At 73.9% G+C, this 24,658-nt stretch carries 22 protein-coding genes, 1 pseudogene and 1 riboswitch; of the genes and pseudogenes, 9 read left to right on the forward strand and 14 right to left on the reverse strand.

Features of this window, described 5'->3' with window-relative positions; genetic code table 11:
• Positions 1-67: 67 nt before the first annotated feature.
• Positions 68-1,183 carry a substrate-binding domain-containing protein gene (locus AC4H2G_RS01880; protein WP_494364050.1) on the forward strand — a complete coding sequence of 372 codons (1,116 nt, stop codon included), beginning with the start codon at positions 68-70 and terminating at the stop codon, positions 1,181-1,183.
• Between the two features lie 96 nt (positions 1,184-1,279).
• On the opposite strand, the gene purU is transcribed toward AC4H2G_RS01880, so the two are convergent.
• Positions 1,280-2,170 carry a formyltetrahydrofolate deformylase gene (gene purU / locus AC4H2G_RS01885; RefSeq protein WP_494364051.1) on the reverse strand — a complete coding sequence of 297 codons (891 nt, stop codon included), beginning with the start codon at positions 2,168-2,170 and terminating at the stop codon, positions 1,280-1,282.
• A gap of 120 nt (positions 2,171-2,290) precedes the next feature.
• Here purU and AC4H2G_RS01890 point away from each other — a divergent pair, with 120 nt between their 5' ends.
• From AC4H2G_RS01890 to AC4H2G_RS01915, 6 genes are all read left to right on the forward strand, one after another.
• Positions 2,291-2,815 carry a GNAT family N-acetyltransferase gene (locus AC4H2G_RS01890; RefSeq protein WP_494364052.1) on the forward strand — a complete coding sequence of 175 codons (525 nt, stop codon included), beginning with the start codon at positions 2,291-2,293 and terminating at the stop codon, positions 2,813-2,815.
• 35 nt (positions 2,816-2,850) lie between these two features.
• Positions 2,851-2,957: riboswitch (ZMP/ZTP riboswitch) on the forward strand.
• Between the two features lie 105 nt (positions 2,958-3,062).
• Positions 3,063-4,364: a serine hydroxymethyltransferase gene (gene glyA / locus AC4H2G_RS01895; protein ID WP_494364053.1), complete on the forward strand. Its 1,302-nt coding sequence runs from the start codon at positions 3,063-3,065 to the stop codon at positions 4,362-4,364.
• Positions 4,361-5,242 (forward strand): bifunctional methylenetetrahydrofolate dehydrogenase/methenyltetrahydrofolate cyclohydrolase, encoded by an 882-nt coding sequence (locus tag AC4H2G_RS01900; RefSeq protein WP_494364054.1) that lies wholly within the window; start codon positions 4,361-4,363, stop codon positions 5,240-5,242. The genes glyA and AC4H2G_RS01900 overlap by 4 nt, the downstream gene beginning before the upstream one ends.
• A gap of 47 nt (positions 5,243-5,289) precedes the next feature.
• Positions 5,290-5,661: a nuclear transport factor 2 family protein gene (locus AC4H2G_RS01905; RefSeq protein WP_494364055.1), complete on the forward strand. Its 372-nt coding sequence runs from the start codon at positions 5,290-5,292 to the stop codon at positions 5,659-5,661.
• A gap of 53 nt (positions 5,662-5,714) precedes the next feature.
• Entirely contained in the window at positions 5,715-6,983 is a 1,269-nt protein-coding gene (locus AC4H2G_RS01910) for an MFS transporter (RefSeq protein ID WP_494364056.1), read from the forward strand.
• An 88-nt stretch (positions 6,984-7,071) separates the two neighbouring features.
• On the forward strand, positions 7,072-7,875 hold the full coding sequence (locus AC4H2G_RS01915; RefSeq protein ID WP_494364057.1) for an exodeoxyribonuclease III: 804 nt from the start codon (positions 7,072-7,074) through the stop codon (positions 7,873-7,875).
• 257 nt (positions 7,876-8,132) lie between these two features.
• Here the strand turns inward: AC4H2G_RS01915 and galK are convergent, their stop codons facing one another.
• From galK to AC4H2G_RS01970, 11 genes and pseudogenes are all read right to left on the reverse strand, one after another.
• Positions 8,133-9,377: a galactokinase gene (galK, locus tag AC4H2G_RS01920; protein ID WP_494364113.1), complete on the reverse strand. Its 1,245-nt coding sequence runs from the start codon at positions 9,375-9,377 to the stop codon at positions 8,133-8,135.
• A gap of 69 nt (positions 9,378-9,446) precedes the next feature.
• Positions 9,447-10,649, reverse strand: a pseudogene (galT, locus tag AC4H2G_RS01925) (galactose-1-phosphate uridylyltransferase); the annotation flags it as partial.
• Between the two features lie 83 nt (positions 10,650-10,732).
• Complete coding sequence (locus AC4H2G_RS01930) at positions 10,733-11,506, reverse strand: DeoR/GlpR family DNA-binding transcription regulator (RefSeq protein ID WP_494364058.1); 774 nt, start codon at positions 11,504-11,506, stop codon at positions 10,733-10,735.
• Between the two features lie 70 nt (positions 11,507-11,576).
• The gene (locus AC4H2G_RS01935; RefSeq protein WP_494364059.1) at positions 11,577-12,809 is read right to left on the reverse strand and encodes an ABC transporter permease; all 1,233 of its coding nucleotides are present in this window, start codon (positions 12,807-12,809) and stop codon (positions 11,577-11,579) included.
• Between the two features lie 65 nt (positions 12,810-12,874).
• A complete protein-coding gene (locus tag AC4H2G_RS01940) occupies positions 12,875-13,543 on the reverse strand; it encodes an ABC transporter ATP-binding protein (protein ID WP_494364114.1) in 669 nt (222 codons plus the stop codon).
• Between the two features lie 122 nt (positions 13,544-13,665).
• The gene (locus AC4H2G_RS01945; RefSeq protein WP_494364060.1) at positions 13,666-15,288 is read right to left on the reverse strand and encodes a hypothetical protein; all 1,623 of its coding nucleotides are present in this window, start codon (positions 15,286-15,288) and stop codon (positions 13,666-13,668) included.
• A complete protein-coding gene (locus AC4H2G_RS01950; protein WP_494364061.1) occupies positions 15,285-16,256 on the reverse strand; it encodes a hypothetical protein in 972 nt (323 codons plus the stop codon). Before AC4H2G_RS01950 ends, AC4H2G_RS01945 begins: the two co-directional genes overlap by 4 nt.
• Before the next feature lie 128 nt (positions 16,257-16,384).
• The gene (locus tag AC4H2G_RS01955) at positions 16,385-17,587 is read right to left on the reverse strand and encodes an ABC transporter permease (protein ID WP_494364062.1); all 1,203 of its coding nucleotides are present in this window, start codon (positions 17,585-17,587) and stop codon (positions 16,385-16,387) included.
• On the reverse strand, positions 17,584-18,429 hold the full coding sequence (locus AC4H2G_RS01960) for an ABC transporter ATP-binding protein (protein ID WP_494364063.1): 846 nt from the start codon (positions 18,427-18,429) through the stop codon (positions 17,584-17,586). Before AC4H2G_RS01960 ends, AC4H2G_RS01955 begins: the two co-directional genes overlap by 4 nt.
• Positions 18,426-19,445, reverse strand: coding sequence for a permuted SH3 domain-containing protein (locus tag AC4H2G_RS01965; protein ID WP_494364064.1), 1,020 nt, complete (start codon positions 19,443-19,445; stop codon positions 18,426-18,428). The genes AC4H2G_RS01960 and AC4H2G_RS01965 overlap by 4 nt, the downstream gene beginning before the upstream one ends.
• Positions 19,446-19,856: 411 nt before the next feature.
• Complete coding sequence (locus AC4H2G_RS01970) at positions 19,857-21,008, reverse strand: Mrp/NBP35 family ATP-binding protein (protein WP_494364065.1); 1,152 nt, start codon at positions 21,006-21,008, stop codon at positions 19,857-19,859.
• A gap of 52 nt (positions 21,009-21,060) precedes the next feature.
• Here AC4H2G_RS01970 and AC4H2G_RS01975 point away from each other — a divergent pair, with 52 nt between their 5' ends.
• Positions 21,061-21,858, forward strand: a complete 798-nt coding sequence (locus AC4H2G_RS01975) for a maleylpyruvate isomerase N-terminal domain-containing protein (protein WP_494364066.1) — start codon at positions 21,061-21,063, stop codon at positions 21,856-21,858.
• Positions 21,859-21,879: 21 nt separating this feature from the next.
• On the opposite strand, the gene AC4H2G_RS01980 is transcribed toward AC4H2G_RS01975, so the two are convergent.
• Both AC4H2G_RS01980 and AC4H2G_RS01985 read right to left on the reverse strand, forming a co-directional pair.
• On the reverse strand, positions 21,880-22,395 hold the full coding sequence (locus AC4H2G_RS01980; RefSeq protein ID WP_494364067.1) for a DUF1003 domain-containing protein: 516 nt from the start codon (positions 22,393-22,395) through the stop codon (positions 21,880-21,882).
• Positions 22,388-23,713: a magnesium transporter MgtE N-terminal domain-containing protein gene (locus AC4H2G_RS01985; protein WP_494364068.1), complete on the reverse strand. Its 1,326-nt coding sequence runs from the start codon at positions 23,711-23,713 to the stop codon at positions 22,388-22,390. Before AC4H2G_RS01985 ends, AC4H2G_RS01980 begins: the two co-directional genes overlap by 8 nt.
• A 122-nt stretch (positions 23,714-23,835) precedes the next feature.
• Between AC4H2G_RS01985 and AC4H2G_RS01990 the strand changes: the two genes are divergently transcribed.
• Complete coding sequence (locus AC4H2G_RS01990) at positions 23,836-24,636, forward strand: YflT domain-containing protein (RefSeq protein ID WP_494364069.1); 801 nt, start codon at positions 23,836-23,838, stop codon at positions 24,634-24,636.
• The last annotated feature ends 22 nt before the right edge of the window (positions 24,637-24,658 follow it).

Here is a 24,658-nt window from a genome sequence, read left to right on the forward strand (position 1 = left end):
GACCGCTCCACGACTTTCCTCCACCACATGCACCCGACGAAGGGTGCCCAACCAGAAAGTGGAACCCATGAAGAAGCTCACCACGGCGCTCCTGGCGCTGAGCGCCGCGAGCGCCCTCGTCCTCTCGGGCTGCTCCTCCGAGGACAACGGCCGCGGGGGCTCGGACTCCGAGACCGGCGGCGCCGAGGCGGCGGCAGGCTTCGAGGAGGGCGCGACGATCGGTGTCGCACTCCCGCAGAAGACCTCGGAGAACTGGGTCCTCGCCGAGGAGCTGTTCAACGACGGCCTGACCGAGGCCGGCTACGAGCCGCTCGTGCAGTTCGCCAACGGTGGCGTCTCGGAGCAGCAGAACCAGATCCAGGCGATGGTTCAGCAGGGCGCCAAGGTCATCGTGGTCGGCGCGATCGACGGCTCGCAGCTGGGTAGCCAGCTCGAGGCCGCCGCGGACCAGGGCGTCAAGGTCATCGCGTACGACCGGCTCGTGAAGAACACGGAGGCCGTGGACCTCTACGTCGCGTTCGACAACTTCAAGGTCGGCGAGCTGCAGGGTCAGGCCCTGCTGGACGGTCTCGCCGAGCGCAAGGGTGAGGGCCCGTACAACATCGAGCTCATCTCGGGTTCGCCCGACGACGCGAACTCCAAGCCGTTCTTCGAGGGTGCCATGAGCATCCTGCAGCCGAAGATCGACGACGGGACGCTCACGGTCGTCTCCGGCCAGGTCACGCAGCAGGAGACCTCCACGCAGGGCTGGGAGGCCGAGAACGCGCAGAACCGCATGGACACGATCCTGTCCGGCAGCTACAGCGACGGCACCGAGCTGCACGGCGTCCTCTCGCCGAACGACACGCTGGCTCGCGCCGCCCTCACGTCGGCGACGCAGGCCGGCCTGGAGACCCCGGTCATCACCGGCCAGGACTCCGAGGTCGAGTCCGTCAAGTCGATCGTCGCGGGCGAGCAGTACTCGACGATCTACAAGGACACGCGTGAGCTCGTCGCCGAGACGATCAACCAGGTCGATCTCGCGCAGCAGGGCGAGGACTTCGAGGTCAACGACACCGAGTCCTACGACAACGGCGTGAAGGTCGTCCCGGCCTTCCTGCTCGAGCCGCAGATCGTGACGCAGGAGAACGCTGCCGAGGTCTACGCGAACGACCCGACCCTGGCTCCGCTCACCGAGCAGTGACGTCCGGGGCCTGATCCCCGCACCCACCGCGAGACCCCGCCACGGAGGACGTGGCGGGGTCTCGCCGCGTGCCCGGCGTCCTCGGTCGTGAAGTGCTCAGCGGAAGACGACGGTCCGGTGGCCGTCGAGCAGCACACGATGCTCGGCGTGCCACCTGACCGCTCGTGCGAGCGTCTGCCGCTCGACGTCCTCGCCGATCGCGACGAGGTCCTCGACCCGACGCGAGTGGTCGACGCGCGCGACGTCCTGCTCGATGATCGGGCCCTCGTCGAGGTCGCCCGTCACGTAGTGCGACGTCGCTCCGATGAGCTTCACGCCGCGGTCGTGCGCCTGGGCGTAAGGGCGCGCACCCTTGAAGCTCGGCAGGAACGAGTGGTGGATGTTGACGATCCGCCCGGGCATCTCGCGGCACAGGTCGTCCGAGAGGATCTGCATGTAGCGCGCGAGCACGACGAGCTCCACGTCGAGCTGGTGCACGAGCTCGCGCAGCCGCGACTCCGCGTCGGCCTTCGTCTCCCGGGTCACGGGGACGTGGTGGAACGGCTTGCCGTAGAACGTCGCGATGTCCTCCAGGTCCGTGTGGTTCCCGACGACGCCCACGACCTCGATCGGCATCGCCTGGGACCGCTCGCGGTACAGCAGGTCCACGAGGCAGTGCGGCGCCTTCGAGACCATGAGGAGCGTGCGCACCCGGCGCCCGACGACGTCGAGCTCCCAGGCCATGCCGAACCGCTCGAGCACGGGAGCGAGCGCGTCGGTGAGGGCGCCGCGGGGGACGGCGGCCTCGACCTGCACGCGCATGAAGAACAGCCCCGACAGCGGGTCGCCGAACTGCTGCGACTCGGTGATGTTGCCCCCGAGCCCGGCGAGCGCCCCCGCGACGGCGTGCACGATCCCCGGACCGTCCGGGCAGGAGAGCGTGAGGACCCAGTGCGTCGGGTCGGAGGCGGCGGTGGCGCCGGAGACCGGGGGGCTTGTCGTGGACACCCCTCAGAGGGTAGCCGCGCCCTCGGGCGCAGGCCGTCGTCGTCCTCCCCGCGGACGTCGCGCACGGACATCACCCGGACAGGGGCCGTGCGACGCGCCCACGTCTGACACGATGAACCCATGAACGACGCGCAGATCACGACCCGCCTCGTCGCCGACGCCGAGGCCGGTGAGCTCCTGACCCTGCGCCGGGCGGCGTTCGTCACCGAGGCGCAGCTGTACGGCGACCCGAACATCCCCCCGCTGACGCAGACCCTGCACGAGCTGCGCGACGACCTCGCACGCGAGGACGTCGTGACGATCGGCGCGTGGCTCGGCCACCGCCTCGTCGGATCGGTCCGGGTCGAGATCGAGGAGAGCCGGGCGACGCTCGGCCGGCTCGCCGTCGCCCCGGACATGCAGGGCCGCGGCATCGGTACCCAGATGCTCTTCGAGGTGCTGCCGTACCTGCCCGAGCAGACGACGGAGATCTGGGTCTTCACCGGCAAGGACTCGAAGCAGAACCTCGCGATGTACACGAAGCACGGGTACGAGGAGCAGTACGACAAGGCCGCCGGCGACCTCACGTACACGTACCTGCGCCGCATCCTCGGCGCGGCCGAGGTGCGCGAGGACGCCGCCACCCAGGAGCAGCAGGACGCCTGACCGCTCGACCGGCGGCCCGGGGTGTGGGTTAGGATCGTGCGCGTCGCGACTGGCGCACCCTGCCGTTCGAGCGGGGATGGTGGATCACCACCGGGGAGCGGCACGCTGTGCAGACGACGGGTCGTTCGCCTGGGCCCCGGGTCACCCCGTCGTGGGTGCGTACCCGGTTGCGGACCGGGACCACCCACCGGCAAACCGTCCAGCCTCTCCACCGACGACACCGCTGCCCAGACCGCGAGGAGACGCCATGAGCGCCCAGCCCGTTGACCGCCCGTCGCAGAACGTCCTGAACACCCCGCTCGCCGAGCTCGACCCGGAGATCGCCGCGGTCCTCGACGGCGAGCTCGCGCGCCAGCGCGACACGCTCGAGATGATCGCGTCCGAGAACTTCGTCCCGCGCGCCGTCCTGCAGGCGCAGGGCTCGGTCCTCACCAACAAGTACGCGGAGGGCTACCCGGGCCGCCGGTACTACGGCGGCTGCGAGCAGGTCGACATCGCCGAGAACCTCGCGATCGCCCGCGCCAAGGCGCTCTTCGGCGCCGAGCACGCGAACGTCCAGCCGCACTCCGGTGCCACCGCGAACGCCGCCGTGCTGCACGCCCTCATCAACAAGGGCGACAAGATCCTCGGCCTCGAGCTGGCCCACGGCGGCCACCTCACGCACGGCATGAAGATCAACTTCTCCGGCAAGCTCTACGACGTCGCGGCGTACGGCGTGGACCCGCAGTCGTACCGCATCGAGATGGACGAGGTGCGCAAGCAGGCGCTCGAGACGCGCCCCGACGTCATCATCGGCGGCTGGTCCGCGTACCCCCGCCACCTCGACTTCGCCGCCTTCCGCGAGATCGCGGACGAGGTCGGCGCCAAGCTGTGGGTCGACATGGCGCACTTCGCGGGCCTCGTCGCCGCGGGCCTGCACCCGTCCCCGGTGCCGTTCGCGGACGTCGTGTCCTCCACGGTGCACAAGACGATCGGCGGTCCGCGCTCCGGCTTCATCCTGAGCAAGGAGGAGTACGCGAAGAAGATCGACTCCGCCGTGTTCCCGGGCCAGCAGGGCGGCCCGCTCATGCACGTCGTCGCCGCCAAGGCCGTGTCGTTCAAGATCGCCGCGACGGACGACTTCAAGGACCGCCAGGAGCGCACGCTGCGCGGCGCGAGCATCATCGCCGACCGCCTCGCCCAGGCCGACGTCGCCGAGGCCGGCGTGTCCGTCCTCACCGGCGGCACCGACGTCCACCTCGTGCTCGTCGACCTGCGCCACAGCGCGCTCGACGGCCAGCAGGCCGAGGACCTCCTCCACGAGGTCGGCATCACCGTGAACCGCAACGCCGTGCCGTTCGACCCGCGGCCCCCGCGCGTCACGTCCGGCCTGCGGATCGGCACGCCCGCGCTCGCGACGCGCGGCTTCGGCGACGCCGAGTTCACCGAGGTCGCGGAGATCATCGCGACCACGCTGCGCGAGGGCGCGGCGGCCGACGTCGAGTCCCTGCGCCGCCGCGTCGAGGCGCTCACGGCCGACTTCCCGCTCTACCCGGAGCTGCAGCAGTGACCGCGCAGATCCTCGACGGCAAGGCCACCGCCGCCACCATCAAGTCCGAGCTGCGTTCGCGCGTCGCCGCGCTGCGCGACCGCGGCGTCGTCCCGGGACTGGGGACGATCCTCGTGGGCGAGGACCCCGGGTCCGTGTCGTACGTCGCGGGCAAGCACCGCGACTGCGCCGAGGTCGGCATCGAGTCGATCCGCGAGGACCTGCCCGCCGACGCGACGCAGGCCGACGTCGAGGCGGCGATCGACCGCCTCAACGCCGACCCGGCGTGCACGGGCTACATCGTGCAGCTCCCGCTGCCGCGGGGCGTCGACACGAACGCGGTGCTCGAGCGGATCGACCCCGCCAAGGACGCAGACGGCCTGCACCCGACCAACCTCGGTCGTCTCGTGCTGCGCGTCAACGAGGCCGTCACCTCGCCGCTGCCGTGCACGCCCGCCGGGATCATCGAGCTCGTGCGCCGGCACGGCATCGACCTCGCGGGCAAGGACGTCGTCGTGGTCGGCCGTGGCACCACGGTGGGCCGCTCGATCGGCCTGCTCCTGACGCGCCGCGAGATCAACGCGACGGTGACCCTCACGCACACGGGGACGGTCGACCTCGCCGCGCACCTGCAGGGCGCCGACGTCATCGTCGCGGCCGCCGGCGTCGCGGGCTTCGTCAAGCCCGCGCACGTCAAGCGAGGAGCCGTTGTGCTCGACGTCGGCGTGAGCCGCGTCGTCGAGCCCGAGACCGGGAAGGCGCGCCTGCGCGGCGACGTCGACCCGGGCGTCGCCGAGGTCGCGGGCTGGCTCTCGCCCAACCCGGGCGGGGTCGGACCCATGACGCGCGCGATGCTCCTGGCCAACGTCGTCGACACGGCGGAGCGCTCCTTCGCCTGAGGCGGAACGCCCGTCGCGGGGCAGGTACCGGTGCATAGACTCGGCCGATGAGTCTTCTTGCTGCAGAGCACGCGCTCCACGCCGCCCAGCGCGCCGGCGACGTCGAGGCGTTGGACGCCTTGCTGCATCCTCGGTGCGTCGGTGCCGGCCCCGACGGGTCCGTCTTCTCCAAGGAGGACGACCTGGAGAGCTACCGCTCGGGTCTGCTCCGGATCACCCGCCTGGACGAGGAGTCGCTGGACGTCCAGGAGCACGTCGCGAGCGGAGTGACCCGGCTGGTCGCCGCCGTGGAGGCGATCCAGGGCGGCACCGCGGTCTCCGCGCGGTTGGTCTACACGCGCCTCTGGGTGCGTGCGGACGAGGGTTGGTCGGTTCTGGCGGCCACGCTGGCACCAGCCCCTGAGGCTGCCCAGGGGTAGTGCCGCCCCGTCGTCGTACGCAACCTGCTCATCGCACGGCTAGCATCCTCCGCATGAGCAGCGCCCTTGCGGCCGGGACCCGCCGCACCCGGGCCGCCGTCACCGCCGCGTACGCGGTCCAGGGCGCGGGGTTCGCGGTCGTCCTCACGAGCATCCCCGGGTACAAGGACCGGCTCGGGATCGGGGACGACGTCGTCACGCTCGTCGTGCTCGGCGTGTGCGTGTGCGCGGGGCTGGGCAGCGCGCTGTCGGGGGTGGTGTCGGCCCGGCGCGGGTCGCGGGTCGTCGTGGTGGGCGGCCTCCTGCTCGCGGCGCTGGGCATCGCGGGCGCCGGCGCGGCGCCGGTCTGGCCGCTCTTCTTCGCGGCGCTCGCGGTGTACGGCCTCGCGCTGGGATCTGTCGACGCGGCGATGAACATGCAGGGCATCGACGTCGAGCGGGCGTACGGGCGCAGCCTTCTCGCGTCGTTCTACGCGGCCAACGCCGCGGGCGGCGTGCTCGGGGCCCTCGCCGTGTCGGGAGCGGCGCTCGTCGGGCAGGGTCAGCCGGTCGCGCTGCCGCTCGTCGCGGTCGTCGTCGCCGTGGCGGCGCTCAGCCTCTCGGCACGCCTCGTGGGCGAGCGCGCCTCCGCGACGGCTCCCGTGCCGGACGCCCCGGGTGGCGAGCACGGCGCGGCGGCGCCGGGTGCGCGCGTGGCCGCCGGGACGATCGCGCTGCTCGGGGTCGCCATGGTCGCGTTCCCCGTCGCGGACTCGGCGATCTCCAGCTGGAGCGCCACGTTCCTGCACGACGTGCTCGCGGCGAGCGCCGTCGTCGCACCGCTCGGGTACGCCGCGTACCAGGCGACCCTCATCGTGTCGCGCCTCACCGGGGACCGGCTCGTCGAGCGGCTGGGCCGCGTGCGGGTCGTGCGGTGGGGCGGCGCGCTCGGCGCGCTGGGCTTCCTCGCGGTGGCCGCCGCTCCGGGCTGGCCCGTCGCGGTGCTCGGCCTTGCGGTGACGGGGCTCGGGCTGGGCGTCGTCGCTCCGCTCGCGTTCTCCGCGGCGGGTGACCGCGCACGCGAGGCGGTCGCGGAGACGGGTGCGGCAGGGACCGTCACCGTGGAGTCCGTGACGGACCGCGCCGTCGCACGGCTCAACGTGTTCACGTACGTCGGCGCCGTGCTCGGCGGCGTGCTCACCGGTGTCTTCGCGACGGCGGACCAGCTGCGTACGGGGTTCGCCGTCCTCGCGGTGCTGGCCGTCGTCTCCGCGGTCCTCGCCGGCCGGTTCCGGCCGGTGGCCGCGGCGGCCGACGTGAGCGGGGCCACGCTCGCACGCTGACCGCGCCGTGGGCGGTCCGTGATGGGATGTCCCGGTGCCCGCGGCCGTCGTGATCGCGTGCGCTCCGCCACCGAGGAAGGACCTCCGCTTGCTCACCGTCGCCACCGCCAACGTCAACGGGATCCGCGCCGCCGTCCGACGGGGCATGGACGTCTGGATCGCCACCCGGATGCCCGACGTGCTGCTCCTGCAGGAGGTGCGAGCCCCCGACACGGTCGTGCACGAGCTGCTCGACGGCTGGCACGTCGCGCACCAGGCGTGCGACATCAAGGGTCGCGCCGGGGTGGCCGTCGCCTCGCGGCTGCCGGTGCACGCAGTGCGCGTCGGGCTCGGGGCTGAGGGGCCGGAGGCTCCCGTCGACACGGGGCGCTGGGTCGAGGCCGACCTCGACCTGCCCGACGGGTCGACGCTCACGGTCGTCAGCGCCTACATCCACTCCGGCACCGTGTCCCAGCCCGAGACGATGACGCAGAAGGACGCCTACCTCGAGCGGGTCACTGCACGCCTGCGCGAGCTCTCCGCCGACGGGCGCCGTGCGGTGCTCGCGGGCGATCTCAACATCGCCCACCACAACGCCGACATCAAGAACTGGAAGGGAAACCTCAAGAGCGCAGGCTTCCTGCCCGAGGAGCGCGCGTACGTCGACACGTGGCTCGACGACGTCGGCCTCGTCGACCTCGGCCGGGTCCACGGCGGCGAAGGGCCCGGCCCGTTCACCTGGTGGTCGTGGCGCGGTCGCGCGTTCGACAACGACTCGGGTTGGCGCATCGACTACCAGCTCGCGACGCCCGCGCTCGCCGAGCGTACCGTCAAGGTCGAGGTCGACCGCGCGCCGTCCCACGAGGAGCGCTGGAGCGACCACGCGCCGCTCGTCGTGACGTACGACCTCTGACCTCTGATCGCTCGGATGGCACAGGCGCTCAGGGCTCTCCGGGGCGGCCGTGCCGGGTCTACCATCCGCGCCGCTCGTTCCTCGCGGCGCTCCCGCCAGACCCGCCACGACCCGGCACGGCCGCCCCTCCGGCCCTGAGCGCCCTTCTCGTCCGCGTCACAGCCATGACGCAGCACGGCCGCCCGGGCCGAGCGTCACGGCCGGTCTGAGCCGGACCGCCCGGGAGCGGGGCTTCTCCGGGCGGTCCGGCCCGTCGCTCAGGCGACGACGTCGGCCGGTGCTGAGGGGACGGCGAGGAGGAAGCCCGGGGCGCCGAAGCCCTCGCGCTCGAACGCGGCGCGCACGGCGTCGGCGACGGCCTCGGCGCGGTCCGCGGCGACGAGCGCGATCGCCGAGCCGCCGAAGCCTCCTCCGGTCATGCGCGCGCCCAGGGCGCCGGCGACGCGAGCGGCCTCGACGGCGACGTCGAGCTCGACGCTCGACACCTCGTAGTCGTCGCGCAGCGACGCGTGCGACGCGTTCATGAGCGGCCCGATCTCGCCGACGCGACCGTCCTGCAGGAGCGCGACGAGGTCGCGAACGCGGCCGATCTCGGTGACGACGTGGCGCACGCGGCGGCGGGAGACGTCGTCGGGCAGCTTGTCGAGCGCGACGTCGAGCGTGCCCGCCGGGTCGTCGGACGAGGCCGCGGCGTCGGCGAGCTCGCGGAGCGAGGCGAGCCCCAGGCCCTGCGCCGCGGCCTCGCACGTCTCGCGCCGCTGGGCGTACTGCCCGTCGACGAGCTGGTGCTCGGCGCGCGTGTCCATGACGAGGACGGCGAGGCCCGCGGACTCGAGGTCGAACGGCTCCTGCTCCGCGGACTCAGTGGGGTCGAGAGCGGGGCGGCAGTCGAGCAGCAGGGCGTGACCGACCTGGGCGCGCAACGACGCGGACTGGTCCATGCCTCCGGTCGGTGCCCCGGCGATCTCGTTCTCGGCGCGGATGCACGCCGTCGCGAGGGCCGCGCGGCCGGCGTCAGTGGCGGCGAGGCCGAGGCCCGCGACGTCGTCGAGCGCGACGGCGACCGCGCACTCGAGCGCGGCGGACGACGAGAGGCCGGCGCCGAACGGCACGCACGAGTCGACCGCGGCGTCGAAGCCCGGGACCACCGCGGGGTCCGCGCCCGTCGCGGCAAGGTGCTCGCGCAGCGCCCAGGCGACGCCGGCGACGTATGCCCCCCAGCCGGAGACCGCGCCGGGCGCGACGTCGTCGAGCGTCGTCTCCCACGCCTCGCCCGGTGCCTGCGCGGACGCGAGGCGTACGACGCCGTCGGTGCGCGGGCGCAGCGCGACGTACGTGCGGTGCGGCAGCGCGATGGGCAGGCACAGCCCGGCGTTGTAGTCCGTGTGCTCGCCGATGAGGTTGACCCGGCCCGGCGCGCTCCACACGCGCAGGTCGTCGCGGTCGCCGTCGCCGCCGCCGTGGCCGCTGTCGCCGGTCGTGCCGAACGCCTCGGCGAACACCGTGCGCGCGCGGGCGGCGCCCGCCTCCTGCTCCCAGGCGGGGACCCAGCCGCGCGCCGTGCCCGCAGGGGCGAGCTCCTGCAGTCGGGCGGCGACCCGCTCGGGCGTGGTGTCGCTGATCCACGCGCCCATGCCGGACTCGGAGCCCGCGAGGTACTTGAGCTTGCCGGGGGCGCGCAGCACCGAGAAGACCTGCAGGTGCAGACGCGTGAGCGTCACCTCGTCGGTGCCGCCGTCCTCGACCGAGCGGCCCTCGTGCGCCGGAGCCTGGTGCCACGCGGCGATGTACGGCAGGGGGATGGGGTCGCCGTCGGCGGTCTCGAAGAACCGGTCGAGCCGCCGGAGGAGCTCGAGGTACGTCGTCGCGAGGTCGTCGCGCTCGGCGTCGGTCAGGGCGGGCAGGTCGGGCACGTCGCGGCGCGGCGCGAGATGCACCTCGACGGGCCACTTCGCCGCGTACGGCACGTACGCGACCCAGTGCTCCGTCTCGAGGACCACGCGGCGGCCGTCGGCGAGCTCGGAGTCCAGGACGTCGCGCAGCAGGTTGCGGCCCGTGCGCTCGTGGTGCGCACGGGCCTGGGTGAGCAGCGCGCGCGTGCGGGGCGTGACGTACGGGTAGCCGTAGATCTGCCCGTGCGGGTGGTGCAGCGTGACCCCGATCTCCTGGCCGCGGTTCTCGAAGCAGAAGACCTGCTCGACGCCCGGGACCTGGCCGAGCGCGGCCGTCCGGTCCGCCCACGCGTCGATGATCGTGCGGACGCGCTGCGGGGGGAGGGCCCCGAACGACGTGTGGTGGTCGCTCGAGAAGCACACGACCTCGCACCGGCCGGCCGCCGGGCCGTGGACCTGCAGGGGTGCGTCCTGGACCCGCTCGTCGCCGACGCCGGGGACGCGCTGGAGCGAGGGGAAGCGGTTCTCGAACACCGCGACGTCGTAGTCCGTGTCGGGGATCTCGCCGTCCGAGTAGGCGCTGCCCGGCCGCGCGGGGCACAGCGGGCACGAGTCCGCGGCCGGGAGGAACGTGCGGTTCATGCGGTGGGCCGCCATCGGGACCCAGTCACCCGTCAGCGGGTCGAGACGCATCTCCGGACCGGTGTACGGGTGCGGCGCGCCGTCCGGTCCGGGGACCGGGGCGAACCGGTCGGGCAGCGGGCGCGGGTCGTCGAGGCGGCGCGTGCGCTCGCCCGAGACGTACTCGGGCGAGTCGTCGAAGTAGACGAGGTCGCGGCCGTCGGCGAGGTGCGTCGCTGTCCGGCGCAGGTGCTGGTTCATGGGTGGGAGGACTTCCGTCGGTGGGGCGGGGTCTGGGGTGCCGGGGTCTGGGGCAGCGTCCCGGGGAGGTGTCGCGCGGAGGTTCAGGCGAGGACGAGCTGCTCGACGAGGTCGCGGACGCGGTCCTGCTCCCCGGCGGGGAGCGCGGAGTCGGTGACGAGCACGTCGACGTCCGCGAACGACGCGAAGACGCGCAGCCCGGTCGTGTGCCACTTCGTGTGGTCGGCGAGCACCACGGTGCGACCCGCGGCGTCGATGAGCGCGCGGTTGGTCGCCGCCTCGTCGAGGTTCGGCGTGGTGAGACCGACGTCCGGGTCGATGCCGTGGGTGCCGAGGAACGTCTGGTCGACGCGCAGGCCGGCGAGGGCGGCCTCGGCGAGCGGCCCGACGAGCGCGTCCGACGGCGTGCGCGACCCCCCGGTGAGGATCGTCTCGAGCCGCGGGTCGCCCGCGCGGTACAGCGTCTCGGCGACGGGCAGCGAGTTCGTGACGACGGTGAGCGGGCGCAGCGCCGGCGTGGCGGCGATCTGCGCGGCGAGCAGGTGGGTCGTGGTGCCCGCGCTCAGCGCGATCGACGACGCGGGCACGACGAGGCGGGCGGCCGCCTCGGCGATCGCCTGCTTCTCGCTCGCCTCACGGGTCCGCTTCGCCGCGAACCCGGGCTCGTGCGACGTGGTGTGCGGCGCCACCGCGCCCCCGTGCACCTTGCGGACCAGGCCCTGGTCCGCCAGCTCGAGCAGGTCCCGCCGGATCGTCATGTCCGAGACGCCGAGGTCTCGGGTCAGGTCACCGATCCGGACGGCACCGCTCGCGCGGACCTCCGCGAGGATCCGTTCGTGGCGCTGTGAGGCGAGCATGGCGACAGTATCGCCCAGCAGCACGGATAGATCCAACACGATCGAACATGATTGAACACCGGGTCGGAGGTCAGGTGCCTCCGCGCAGCGCCGCGACGGGTTCGATCGCCGCGGCCTTGAGCGCGGGGTACGTCCCGGCGAGCAGGCCCACGACCCCGCCGAGGCACGCGGCCCCGAGCGCCATGCGGACGTCGAGGATCGGCGTCCACTCCTGCACCACCGAGACGACGACGACCGAGAGCACGCCCAGCGCGGACCCCACCAGACCGCCGAGCAGACCGATGACGACGGACTCCACGACGAACTGCCCCGCGATGTCCCGACGCGTCGCCCCGAGAGCGCGCCGCAGGCCGATCTCGCCCACCCGCTCCATGACGGACAGCAGCGTGACGTTCGCGATGCCGAGACCGCCGACGACGAGCGCGATCGCGCCCAGCGCGAGGAAGATCGCGTTGACGTCCGCCTGGACGTTCTCCTGCAACGCGGACCCGGAGCTCGGTGCCATGACCGCGAAGCCCTCGGGGGCGTTGGGGTCGAGGGCGACGGGGACCTGACGCGCCACGACGCTGCCCGCCCCCGTGGCGATGCGGATCTGGAGCTCCTCGGGGGCCACGACCCCGAAGTCGGCCCGTGCGGTCCCCGCGGGGAGGATCACGGCGTCCAGGAGATCGGTCCGCCGGCTCATGTCGTCGACGATCCCCATGACCGTGTACGACTGCTCGCCCACGAAGACCGACGGCTGGCTGTCGACGCGGTTGATGCCGAGCCGCTCGGCCGCGCGGGCACCCAGCACGGCGACCCTGTCGGCCCGCGCGTCGTGCCCCGCGTCGAAGAAGCGTCCGGTGACGACGTCGCCGCGGACGGCACCGAGCAGCCCGGGGCTGGCCGCGACGACGTCGGGGCTCACCTGCTCGGCCACCGACGGGTCGTTCACGGGCACGGCGGTCACCGTGCGACCGGAGACGTCGACGGGGGCCACGACTCCCGCTTCCTCGACCCCGGCCAGGCGCTGGACCCGTTCGCCCGCGTCCCAGGGAATCCGAGCGATCGCGCGCTCCTCCCCGGACATGAGCATCGTCGTCTCCGGCTCGACGACGACCTGCGTCGCCGCCACCGCGTCGAACTGCTTGCTGATCTGGCCTGCCGCGGTCTGCGCGAGGCCGACCGTCACGACGACCGACGCGATGCCGAGCACCGTGCCCAGCACGGTGAGCAGCAGGCGGCCCGGCCGCGCACCGATCCCGTGCGCGGCCTCCGCGAAGAGGTCGCGCAGGCCGAACCGGTCCCGGCTCCGGGCGCGCACGCCGCGGAGGCGACCCCGCCCGTGCGCCGCGCCGCTCCGGTCGCGCGCGCGACCCCACGGCGCCCTCACCGGTCCAGCTCCTCGAGCCGGCCGTCGGCGATCCGGACCCGGCGCTGCGCCCGGGCCGACACGACGGGGTCGTGCGTGATGACCGCGAGGGTCAAGCCGTCGGCGTGGAGCTCGTCGAAGAGGTCCATGACCTCTCCCGAGCTGGTGGAGTCCAGGTTTCCCGTCGGCTCGTCGGCGAGCAGCAGGTGCGGCGAGGCGACGATCGCCCGCGCGACGGCGACGCGCTGCCGCTCGCCGCCGGAGAGGGTCGTCGGCTGGAACTGCGTCCGGTGCGTGAGGTGGACGCGTTCGAGGGCGGCCGTCGCGCGGTGCACCCGCTCGTCCCGGGGCACTCCGCTGTAGAGCGTGGCGAGGAGCACGTTGTCCAGCACGGTGCGCTGCGGCAGCAGGTGGAAAGCCTGGAAGACGAAGCCGATCCGACCGCCCCGCAGCGCGGACCGCGTCGACTCGGAGGCGGTGCCGGTCGGCACGCCGTCGAGGAGGTACTCGCCCTCCGTCGGCCGGTCCAGCAGGCCGAGGAGGTTGAGCAGCGTGGACTTCCCCGACCCGGACGGGCCGATGATCGACAGGTACTCGCCCGGGTCGACGCGCAGGCTCACGTCCCGCAGCGCCTCGACCACGGGAGGGCCCGGGAAGCTGCGGGTCACGCCGACGAGGTCCACCACGGGTGGTGGCCCCGCGGTCGGTCCGGGGTCCGCGGGCGCTGCGTGCTCTGCGGGCTCTGCGGTCGACGGCCCGGTGCCGCCGCCCTGCTCGTCGACGCCCGGCAGGCCCAGCTCGGTCCAGGTCACTCGCCGACCACCACCAGGTCGCCCTCGGCGAGCTCGCCGTCGGCGGACGCGATCTCGACGAACCCGCCGGCCGCGAGGCCGGTCTCGACGTCGACGAGCTCGGTCTCGGCGGAGTCGTCCGAGCCGGAGGACCGCTGCACCTCGACGCGCGACTCGCCGCCAGGTCCTGCGGTGAGGGCCGCCAGCGGCACCGCGAGCACCTCGCCGCCGGTGGAGCTCACGGGGACCCGCACCCGGACGTTCTGGCCCTGGAGCGCGCCGACCTGCTCCGGCGTGAGCGCCGCGGGCGCGAGGGTGACGACGAAGCGGCGGCCGCCGGCGTCGCCCGCGCCGTCGCCCTCGTCGCCCTCCTCGCCGTCGCCGCCCCCGGTGCTCGCCTCGACCGAGCTCACCGTGGCGGCCACCTCCGAGTCGTCCGGGAGGGTCACCGTGGCGGGTGCACCCACCTCCAGCAGCTCGGCGTCGGACGCCGCGGCCGACGCCTCGAGCACGAGCGTCGCTCCGGAGACCGACATGACCGGGCCCTCGATCGTCCCGCCGCGCTGGACGAGCACCTCGTCGACACGACGCGGGAGGCCGGCGAGGAACAGGACCTCGCTCACCGGCAGCGCGGTGAGGGTCTGCGTGCCTGCCTCGGCGAGCGCGTCCTGGGCGTCGGCGAGCTGCCGGCGCGCCGACTCGACGGCGGCGGACTCCGCGCTCGTCTCGCGCGGCCGGTCGAGCGCGGCACGCTGGGCCTGGGCGAGGCGCAGCGCGTCCTCGGCCCCGGGGACGTCCCCGCCCTCGGTCGTCGCCGCCGTCAGGGCGCGCTCGGCGGCACGGACCGCGTTGTCGCTCTCGAGCTTCTCGACGTCGCTCGCACCGGCCTGGGCGGCCGTGAGCGCGGCCTGCGCCGCGTCCAGCGCGTCCTGGGCTGCCCGCTCGCTCTCGCGCGCCGACGAGACGGCGAGCTCCGCCTCCTCGTCGGCGGAGGGCGCCGGATAGCCCACCTGGGCGTACAGCCGTTCGACGGCGGCCGCGGTCGCCGCGTCGTACCGGTCGTCGTCGGCGCGGCCCGGGTCGATGCCGACCGCCGCGAGCGCCGCCTTGAGCTGGAGCACGTCGGGCCCGGAGACGCCGGCCCGGAGCGTGCGGTACGCGGGCAGCTCGCCCGGGAGCACGATGACGGGTCGACCGGCGATCTCGAGCGCGACGCCCGCCGGGCCGAGCTCGGCTCCGAGCTCGGGCACCTGGCCCGTCACGACCGCGGGGCCGCCCAGGTCGCCGGTCTCGATCTTCACCGACACCGCGTCGTCGTACGTGGCGTCGGCGCGGAGCGTGACGTCGTTGGCGATGACGCGCCGTTCGACGGGGACCGTGATGGCGCCGGGTGCCGGCGGTTCCGCGTCGGCGGCGGCCTGCGCGGGGGAGACGACGAGCCGGCTGAGCAGGATGCCGGCGACGAGGCTCAGGGCTGCGACGCCCGCGACGAGGACGATGAGCCGGTTGCCGCTGAGCGCGAACGAGCGCCGCGGACGCTTTCCGTCGGGCGTCTCGCCGGGAGCAGGTGCCGCCAGGGTGTCGACACCGTTCGTCCCCGACGCTCCCGATCCGTCGAGGCCCTGGTCGGACGTGCTCATTCCTGGGACTCGGCGACGAGGTCGCGGATCGTCTCGAGCGTGTCGGCGTGCTCCTCGACGAAGGTCTGCTCGAGCTCGCGCTGGACCTCCTGGTAGGTCTTCTCGTACGAGACCTCCTCCTTGCAGGCGTGGTCGGCGACCGCGGTGTCCCGCTCGAGGTCCTGGATCTCCTGCATCTGCTCCTCGCTCGGCCCCTCGGGCGAGTCCGTCTCCCACATCGCGTTGGAGCGCTCCATCATGTCGTCCATCGCCTCCTGCGGCGTCGCGTACCCGCTGAAGCCCGCCTCGGCCATGCACTCGGCCCAGGCCGTCGTGACGTCCGCGAGGCGCGGGTCCTTCTCGACGTCTTCGTAGAGCTGGGTCGTGGCGTCGTTGAAGGCCACCATCTCCTCGCTCTCCCACAGGTCGTTCTGCGCGCCGTAGACCTCCTCCTGCGCGGCGCCCTGGCAGCCGGCCTGCGCCGGGTCGTACTCGGGCATCTCGGCGTCCTCGTCGTACTCCATGCTCGCCATGTCGCCGTAGAGCGCCTCGTAGTAGGCCGTCTGCTCCGACTCGGACATCGCCTCGACGTACTCCTGGTTGGGGTCGACGTAGGCGTCCATCGCGGCCTGCTCCTCCTCCGTCGGCTCGGGCGAGACCGAGAACCCGTAGCCGTACTCGGCGGCGTACTCCGCCGGGTCCTGGTCGGAGGCGTCGAACGAGAAGGAGGACTGCGACTGGTCGACGGGCTGGTACTCGAAGCCCTGCTCCGTCATGCAGCGTGCCGTCGCCTCCTCGATCTCCATCGCCTCGGCGTTCGCCTTCTCCTCGTCGTACTCCCCGTAGACGTCCTCCCAGAAGTCCGCGAGGGGGCCGTCGGTGCCGGTGTCGGAGGCTTCGCCCGAGCCGCCGCAGGCGGTCAGCAGGAGTACGGCACCGAGGACGAACGACGTCGTCACGGTGCGGCGGGCGGGAAGGGATCGGGCCACGGGAGCTCTCCTTGGTCAGGGCCGTCGTCCCGGTACCCGGGCTCCTGGCCGTCGTGCGGCTGTCGTGAACGATGACGTGCGGGTCGTGCGGGTCGTGCGGGGCGAAGCGGGCTCGTCGGAAGGCGTGGTCAGTAGCGGATCGCGTCGATCACCTTGACGCGGACCGCGACGAGGGCCGGGATCAGCCCGGCCAGCGCGCCGACTCCGGCTGCGGCGAGCAGTCCGGTGACCGCGGCCGAGACAGGGAAGGCCGGACGGTCCTGGACCGCCGAGCCCATGAGCTGGTCGATCGGCACGTTGTGCAGCGCGACGACGGCGACGCTCACGCCGACCACGCCCGCGACGAGGGTCGCGACGACGCTCTCCATGAGCACGGAGAAGAACACGCGCCCGGAGCTCGCGCCGAAGCTGCGGCGGATCCCGATCTCGCGGATGCGGTAGCGCACCGTGACGAGGCCGATGTTCACGAGCCCGAGGCCCCCGAGAAGGAGCGCGATCGCGCTCACACCGACCACGACCCATCGGATCGCGCCGTCGATGACGTCGTAGGCCGGGGAGTCCATCCGGTAGACCTCGACCTGCGTCCCCGGGATGGCGGCGGTCACGTCCCGCCGGATCGCGTCCGTGAGCGGGTCCGCGAGGTCGGGCGGGACCCACAGCTCGAGCGACGGCGGCCCGCTCATCATGAGGGACTCGGGCGTCGCCCACCGGGCCTGGGCGCTGACGAGGACGTAGGCCTCGGGAGGCATGCCGGGCCAGGGGTCCGGGTAGGAGCCGACGACGGTCGCCACCACCGGATTCGCACCGCCGATCGTGATGGTCGGGTGGTCGGCGACGCGCACGCCGCCCATCGCGTCGAGGAAGCTCTGGTTCACGACGAGCGCGGGGGACAGGCGGTCCTCGTCGGCCTCGGTGAGCCACCGCCCGGATTCCACCTCGAACCGGTGCATGAGCGCCCAGCCGGGCTCGACGCCGTTGGTCCACACCTCTTGCGCCCCGTCGGGGAACCGCATGGTGGCCGGGCTCGACGTGCGCAGCGTCGTGTGCTCGACCTGGTAGCGCTCGACGACCTCGTCGAACACCGCGACGTAGTCGTCGGGCGAGGGCTGCTCGGCGCCCAGGGGCCACGCGGAGACGTTCAGCGAGGCGGGCCGGCCGCCGTCGCGCTCGGTCGTCTCGGCGGACACCTGCCGCAGCATCGCGCCCGCGGCGGAGATCGACGTGATCGCGCACACGGCGACCGCGACGCCGACGAGGGCGAGCAGCACGCGCAGCCGGTGGACCCGCAGCTCCTCCCAGGCCTCGATGACGGCGCCCACGAGCCCGGTCATGCGGCGTCACCACCGCGCGCACGAGCGCTCTCGACGAGCAGGGGACGGGCGACGTGCTCGGCCTGGTGGTCGTCGTCGGTGCGGCCGACCTCGGGGCCGCGCGTCGCGCCGTCGGACAGGGCGGCGAGCGCCCCGAGCGACCCGGCGGTGCGGGCGCTGATCGCGATGGGGGTGAGCACGCCGTCGGCGAGCCGGAACTGGCGCGAGGCGCGTGAGGCGACCGCGAGGTCGTGCGTGATGGTGACGAGTGCGGAACCGTTCTCCTGCGCGATCGTGTCGAGCAGGTCCATGACCTCGGTGCCCGTGTCGACGTCGAGCGCCCCCGTCGGCTCGTCGGCGAGGATGACGCGCGGGACGCGGACGAGTGCTCGCGCGATGGCGACGCGCTGCTGCTCGCCGCCCGAGAGCTTCTCGGGGCGGGTGTCGAGGCGGTCGCCGAGCCCGACGCGCTCGAGCATCTCCGCCGCCAGCGTGCGTCGGCGCCAGAACTGGCGACCGCGCGCGTAGAGCAGCGGCGCGACCACGTTCTCGAGAGCCGTGCGGCCCTGCAGCAGGTTGAACTGCTGGAAGACGAAGCCGAAGTCGGCGCCGCGCCGCCGCGCCCTGGCCCGGCCGGACAGCCGGCCGACGGGGACGCCGTCGAGCAGGAGCTCGCCCTCGGTCGGGGAGTCGAGGAGGCCGAGGAGGTTGAGCAGCGTGGACTTGCCGGTGCCGGACCGACCGACGACCGACACGTGCTCCCCGGCGTCGACCGTGAGGTCCACGCCCCGCAGGATCTCGAGGACCCGGTCGTCGGGCAGCCGGACGGAGCGCGTCACCCCGTGCAGCTCGAGCAGGCTCATCCGACGAAGACCTCGCCGCTCGCCCCGTCCTCGACGGCGGAGACGTCCTGCCCCGGGACGAACTCGAGGACCTCGTCGCCCTCGGCGAGACCCTCGACGATCTGGACCTGCGTCCCGTCGGTGAGGCCCAGCGTGACCGGACGCTCCTCGGGCTCGCCGTCCTCGCCGAGGACCCACACCTTGCCCTGCTCGACCCTGCCGAGGACCGCGGTCACCGGCAGGACGAGGGCGCCCTCCGCCGAGCCGGCGGTGATCTCGAGCTGGGCGGCGAGCCCGGCGAACACCGTCACGTCGCCCGGCACGGCGCACGTCACCGACGCGGACCCTCCCGTCGCGGCCGGGTCGCTCGCAGGGTCCTCGGGCGCACCGGCGACGGAGGCGGCTGCCCCCATGCGCAGGCCCGTGCAGGTGAACGGCGCCGGCCCGCCGGTCACGGTGACGGTCGCCTCGGTGGGGATCTGCAGGAGGCGGAACTGCTGGTCGGCCAGGAGGGAGCCGGTGGCGGACAGCGTCCCGGGGGAGATCGTCGCGAAGTCGTCGCCGACCGCGACCTCCTGGTCCACGAGCGCCGTGAACGTCGCGACGGTGCCGGCGGTCGTCGCGGTGACGGTCTCGCGCGTGACCTTCGGCCGCCGCTCGGTGACGGTGACCTCGCCCGTCTCCGGGTCGGTCTTCGTGAGCGGCTCCTGGGGCTCGGTGAGCGTCACCTCGAGCAGGGGTGCGCCGGCGGCCACGACGTCGCCGGTCTTCGCGTGCACCGCGGTGACCGTCCCGCGCTGCGTGACCTTCTGGGTGGTCGCGGGGTCGGCGACGATCTGTCCCGTGACGGTCACGGTGTTGACGATGTCGCCCGTCGCGACGGCGACCTGCGGCTCGACCAGCTGCGCGGAGGGCGACGCCGGGTCCGGCGGGGGCTCGGGCGCGGACCGGAACGCGATGACGGCCAGCGAGACCGCGATGACCCCCCACACCAGGAGGCGCAGGGCGGGAAAGATGAACCGGCGGGTGATACCCACGAGCGGGCTCCTGTGAGGACGGGGCGGCCAGGACGGCGGTGCGGGGGCGCCGACGACGGCGACCCGGCACGAGGCTAGGGCGGTCCGGAGGCCGCCGTCCTCATCCCTCGGGTGGAGATCCGTCGTGCGCACGTGCGCCCCAGGTCATGCCCGGGCAACGTCGCGGGGGCAGGAGGGCGCTGCCGGGACCGGTCGCCCGGCGCCTCAGGGGGCAGGTCGGAGGCGTGCGCAGCGTCGAGCACGCGGTGTCCCGGTGCACGTGGCAGACGTGCTGGCAGCGACAACGGCACCCGTCGACCCCCTCTTCCGACCTCGAAAGGTCGCCCCCTGGCGAATTGGGGGAGAGGCTATACCATCCCGTGGCGTGCCGACCAGGGCGTCCCGTCCGGCGACCTGTGCGGGTCGGACGGCTCAGACGACGGAGACGCCGAGGCGACGACCCGCGAGGCCGCGCGGACGCCGGGCCAGGCTCCGCGCGACGTCGTGCAGCACGACCGCCGCCGCGGAGCCCGGGTGGGAGAGCACGACGGGCGTGCCGCCGTCGCCCGCCTCGCGCAGCGTCACGTCGAGCGGGACCTGGCCCAGCAGCGGGACGTCGGAGCCCACGGCGCGCGACAGGTTCCGCGCGACCCGCTCGCCCCCGCCGGACCCGAAGAGCTCGAGCCGCGACCCGTCGGGCTGCTCGAGCCACGACATGTTCTCGACCACGCCGACGACGCCCTGCTGCGTCTGCGTCGCGACGGAGCCTGCGCGCTCGGCGACCTCGGCCGCGGCGACCTGCGGCGTCGTCACCACGACGATCTCGCTGCCCGGCAGGAGCTGCGCGACGGAGATCGCGATGTCGCCGGTGCCGGGAGGGAGGTCCAGCAGGAGGACGTCGAGATCGCCCCAGTACACGTCCGCGAGGAACTGCTGGAGGGCGCGGTGCAGCATCGGCCCGCGCCACACGACAGGCTGTCCCGCGGGCACGAACATGCCGATCGAGACGACCTTGACGCCGTGCGCGACGGGCGGGAGGAGCATCGAGTCGACGCGCGTGGGCTGCCGGTCGACGCCGAGCATGCGCGGGATCGAGAAGCCGTAGATGTCGGCGTCGACCACGCCGACGGACAGCCCGTCCGCGGCCAGGGCGACCGCGAGGTTCGCCGTCACGGACGACTTGCCGACGCCGCCCTTGCCCGACGCGATCGCGTACACCCTCGTCAGCGAGTCGGGCTGGGCGAACGGGATCACCGGCTCACCGACGCCGCCGCGCAGCATCGTGCGCAGCTCCGTGCGCTGCTCGGCGCTCATCACGCCGAGCTCGACGCGCACGTCGGCGACCCCGTCGACCGCGCGGACGGCGGCGTCGACGTCGCGCACGAGCGTGTCGCGCATCGGGCACGTCGCGACGGTGAGGTCCACCCCGACGGTGACGAGCGCACCGAGCCCGTCGCGCTCCTCGGTGTCGACCGAGCGCACCATCCCGAGGTCCGTGACGGGACGGCGGATCTCCGGGTCGAGGACGGTCGCGAGGGCGGCGCGGACCGCGTCCTCGAGCGGGGCGGCGGGAGCGACGGGCATGGGTCCATCGTAGGTGCGGGCGGGTGTGGGCCCGCCGTACTACGGTGCACGGATGGACGCCCTCGCCTCCCTGGTGCGCGACAGCGAGCTGTTCGGTGACGCGGCGCGCAGCGCGCCTCCCGACGCGCGCGTCCCGTCGTGCCCCGAGTGGGTGGGTGCGGACCTCATGTACCACCTGGCCGAGGTGCAGGACTTCTGGTCCCGCGTCGTCGGCCCGGCGCCCGGCGAGGGGCTCGACGGCGACGACGTCCCGCCGCTCGCGCGTCCGGCGTCGGACGCCGAGCTGCCCGCGCTCCTGCAGCGCTCCACGAGCCGCCTCGTCGCGGCGCTGCGCGGACGCGACCCGGACGAGCCGTGCTGGTCCTGGCACGACGAGGGGCGCCGCGTCGGCTGGGTGCTGCGCCGCCAGGCGCACGAGGCGCTGATCCACCGGGCCGACGCCGAGCTCACCGCCGGCCGCGACGTCACGCCGGCCGACCCGGTCGTCGCGGCGGACGGCGTCGACGAGGTGCTCGCCGTCCTGGTCGACGGCGTCCCGGGCTGGGGCGTCTTCACGCCCGACGGCGCGACCGTCTCCGTGGTCGTCGACGGACCCGGGGAGACGCCGCGGAGCTGGGAGCTCGCGTTCGGGCGGTTCACGGGGACGGGGCCCGAGTCGGGCACCGCCTACGACCTCGACACGGCCCAGCTCGTCGACCTGCCGGGCTCCACCACGACCCAGGTCGCCGGGCCGGCGTGGGCGCTCGACCTGTGGCTGTGGGGCAGGGGTGACGCCGACGGGCTCACCGTCGCCGGCGACGACGCGCTCGTGGATCGCCTCCGCCGCGCCGCCGCCGAGGGCACGCAGTAGGACCCCGCGTCGGTCTCGTGGTCAGTCGCGCGGCGCGGCGTCCTCGTCGGCGGGCGGCCGGGCCGACTTCTCCTCGAGCTCCTCGAGGAGGTTGCGGATCTCGGACCGCACGAAGTCGCGCGTGGCGACCTCGCTCAGCGCGATGCGCAGCGCGGCCATCTCGCGCGCGAGGTACTCCGTGTCGGCGAGGTTGCGCTCGGCGCGCTGGCGGTCCTGCTCCGCGGTCACGCGGTCGCGGTCGTCCTGGCGGTTCTGCGCGAGCAGGATGAGCGGCGCGGCGTACGACGCCTGGAGCGACAGCATGAGGGTCAGCGCGGTGAACCCGAGCTCGGCGGAGTCGAACTGCAGCGACTCCGGGCCCCACGTGTTCCACAGGATCCACACGGCGCAGAAGATCGTCAGGTAGATGAGGAAGCGCGGGGTGCCGAGGAACCTCGCGATGCCCTCGGTCGCCCGGCCCACGGCGTCCTGGTCCATGCGGTAGCGGGGCAGGAGCGTGCGCCGCGCGGCCTTCGGCGTGTCGAGACGGTCAGCCACGGGGGGCCTCCGTCCGTGCGCGGGGCGTCGTGCCCGGACTCAGGTCCTCGGGCCGGTGCTCGACCTCGAGGTCGTCCGTCTCGCGCCAGTCCTCGGGGAGCATGTGGTCGAGCACGTCGTCGACGCTGATCGCGCCGAGGAGCCGCTTCTCGGAGTCGAGCACGGGGACGCACAGCAGGTCGTATGTCGCGAGGATGCGCGTGACCCGGCCGAGCGGCGCGTCGGGCGCGATGCCCTCGACGTCCGTGTCGAGCACCGACCCCACCGCGGCGTGCGGGGGCTCGCGCAGGAGCCGCTGGAAGTGCGCGACGCCGAGGAACCGGCCCGTCGGCGTCTCGAGCGGGGGCCGCACCACGAACACCATGGACGCGAGCGCGGGGGCGAGGTCCTTGCGCCGGATCTGGGCGAGCGCGGTCGCGATCGTGGTCTCGGGCCCGAGCACGACCGGCTCGGTCGTCATGAGACCGCCCGCGGTGTCCTCGGCGTACGCGAGCAGACGCCGCACGTCGCGCGCCTCGTCGGGCTCCATGAGCTCGAGCAGCTGGGCGGCCTGGGCCTCGGGCAGCTCGTGCAGCAGGTCGGCGGCGTCGTCGGGCTGCATCGCCTCGAGCACGTCCGCGGCGCGGCCGGTGTCGAGGCCCGAGAGGATAGCCACCTGGTCGTCCTCGGGGAGCTCCTCGAGGACGTCGGCGAGGCGCTCGTTGTCGAGCGCACCCGCGACCTCGAGGCGCCGCGTGTCGCCGAGGTCGTGGATGACGTCCGCGAGGTCCGCGGGCTTGAGGTCGTCGTACGCGGCGAGGAGCATCGCGGCGCCCTGGGCGGCCCCGGTGCGCCCCGCGAGACCGGTCACCGCGCCGGTGTCGACGACGACCGCGTCGCCGCGTCGCCGCAGGCGCAGCGTCCCCTTGTGCTCGCCGGTGCGCCGGACGTAGAGCTTCGCCACGAGCCAGTCGCCGGTCCGCTGCCGCTCGATCGCGAGGTCCTCGACGGTGCCCGTGCCCGAGCCGTCGACGAACTCGACGCTCCGCTCCAGGAGCTCGCTGAGCGCGAGCGTCTCCATCGCGCGCTGCTCGAAGCGACGCATGTTCACGAGGCCCGTCGAGATGACCTGGCCGCCGTCGATGGACGTGACCCGCGTGAGCGGCAGGAACACGCGGCGCCGGCCGGGCACCTCGACGACGAGACCCACGGCCCGGGGCAGCCCTTTCGGCCGCAGGAGCACGACGACGTCGCGCACCCGCCCGACCTGGTCGCCGATCGGGTCGAACACGCTGGTCCCCGCGAGGCGCGCGACGAAGACGGTGGTGGCTGCACTCACGCCGCCAGCGTACGCACCAGCCGGTCGCGGCGCGCCGGAAGTCCGTCGCGGTGCCCCGTGTCCTCGTCCGGCGGCAGGGGCACGGCGTAGCGCCGCACCGACGAGTAGGACAGACTGGGCGAATGAGCATGACGCGCCCGAACGTCAACCCCCGAGTGCCCACCCTGCCGCGCGGCGAGGAGGTCGCGTCCTACGCGACGTACCTCGAGGCCCAGAAGGCCGTCGACTACCTGTCCGACAACAAGTTCGCCGTCGAGGTCGTGACGATCGTCGGGACCGACCTGCGGATGGTCGAGCGCGTCACCGGACGCCTCACCTACGGTCGCGTGGCGCTCGCGGGCGCGGCGTCGGGGGCGTGGTTCGGCCTGTTCGTCGGGCTCCTGCTCTTCATGTTCTCCGGCTCGGGCGGGTACGTGCTCACCGGCATCGCGATCGGCGCGGGCTTCGGCCTGCTGTTCTCCGTGCTGTCGTACGCGCTGACCCAGGGCAAGCGGGACTTCACGTCGCAGAGCCAGATCGTCGCGTCGCGGTACGCGATCCTCTGCGCGACGGAGCGCGCGGGGGACGCGCGCCAGCTCCTCGCCCGCATGCCCGAGGGCGCCGGCGGGGTCCGCGCGCACGCCGCCCCCGCGAACCCGACCTGGGGCACGCCGGCCGGGGCGCCGCCGCAGCACCAGGCTCCGGTGCCGCCCCCGGCCGCACAGGCCCAGCCGCCGGTCGCACCCCCGGCCCCGCAGCCGGGGGCCGGCCAGGACACGCCGACCCCGCCCCCCGCCAGGACGCCCGACCCGCGCTGGACCACGCCCTCGGGCGAGCCGCGCTACGGGGCCATGCGCCCGACGTCGGGCACCGCGGACGCGCCGGAGCAGCCCGCTCCGCAGAACCCGGCCGAGCGGCCCGCCGACCCGACGCCCCCGGCCTGACACACCGGTCAGGCGCCCGCGG

The sequence above is a fragment of the Cellulosimicrobium sp. BMG9.23 genome (assembly GCF_059159985.1).